Annotated in this window: 1 protein-coding gene; it reads left to right on the top strand. The window is 44.0% G+C overall.

Annotated features, from left to right (window positions below; genetic code table 11):
* Positions 1-28: 28 nt before the first annotated feature.
* Positions 29-1374: hypothetical protein (locus BN8908_RS00035; protein WP_148453091.1), on the top strand; the 1346-nt coding region annotated here is incomplete at its 3' end.

Here is a 1374-nt window from a genome sequence, read left to right as displayed (position 1 = left end):
CGTATTCCCACCAAATTGATTTTTTGGGATGAAGAGGGACAAGGTGATACCTGTGATCACGGTTCACGACCCTTCTGTCGATCCTGATAAAGTGATTTTTAAAACCCGGTCGGGTACAGAATTCAAGCGGGAAAAGTTTGACAAGACCACGGGGAGGTATGTTTTAAATCTGGTGGGGGGTAATGCGAACGACGGTCAGGAGCTTTATGCGCTTTACCCGAAACCGGGTGGCGGTTATTATAATCTGGGTAAATTGCTTATCGTGAGCTACCCGTCATATCGGATAAAGGTAAAGATCGTCCCGGTGGCTAATGATCTGGATGAGTTTGAGGCTTTGCGCGGGGAGTTGGAGAAAATATACAGTCGTGTCGGTATAGAATGCGTAGTCGAAAAAATGCCTGTGTTTGCTTACAGTTCTCCTTTGCTTTTTGCGGACAAGAGCGGTGTTTTCAGTGCTTATACCGATGAAATGAAAAAGCTTCAGGGTGCTTACGTTGAAAACTACGGAATCGATCCGGATGCGAGCTACCTTTTCGTCCTTTTATACAGCGGTCAGGGGGATGACCGTAACTACACGGGTTTTATGCCTTTAAACAAGCAGTTCGGTTATTTGTTCCGCCGTGATTTCGGCAGTTTTGAAGAATTTGCCGTTGCGGCAGCTCATGAACTGGCTCACGGCCGTTTGTCGTTGCGCCATCCTTTCGATAAGTCTTTGGGCTTGCCCGAAGGCAGCGTAGCGGATAACCTGATGGACTACCGCCACGGGCGGGAGTTGGCTAAATGGCAGTGGGACGTGATCCACGACCCGGGTATAGTGTTGCGGGTGTTTGAACGGGATGAGGATGCGGCGATACAGCAAAATCAGGATACAACAAATCAGCAAATAAAGATAGAAATGTATAATGATGGGAAAAAATTTGAAAAAGGCAGTTATCAATTGATTTCTGCCCATCCTCAAATGCCCGAATTGTCTTTTAAAGTTACTGATAATTCGGATAATAGTGATAAAGTGAAATTCCAGTTAAAAATAGAATATAGAAGAGATAACCGTAGTGATGAAGATTATTTTCCGGAGAAGGACAAGTTTGCAGAAATTGATGCCGGAAGCTCCTGGGTAGTGGATTGGCAAGATAAGATCAGAGGTGGTAAAGCAACTTTATTTTGTCATACAGATGATAATAAAGATACTTTGGTTTTTTATATTCGTGGAACCAATCCGACAGAACAGGAAATAAAGAATTTTTTGCTTCAGGAAGGTTATTCAACAGAAACCTGGTTTTTGACGCGTTTGATTCGTCAGGAATCTCAGTATCGTCAATTTAATCCTGGAACGAAATATGGCAGTGCGTGGACAAGCAGCGTTGGTTGTCCCAA

Source organism: Culturomica massiliensis (assembly GCF_900091655.1).
Lineage (GTDB): Bacteria > Bacteroidota > Bacteroidia > Bacteroidales > Marinifilaceae > Culturomica > Culturomica massiliensis.
The sequence above is the reverse complement of the archived record's forward strand: the minus strand, read 5'-3'. Positions and strand labels throughout refer to the sequence as shown.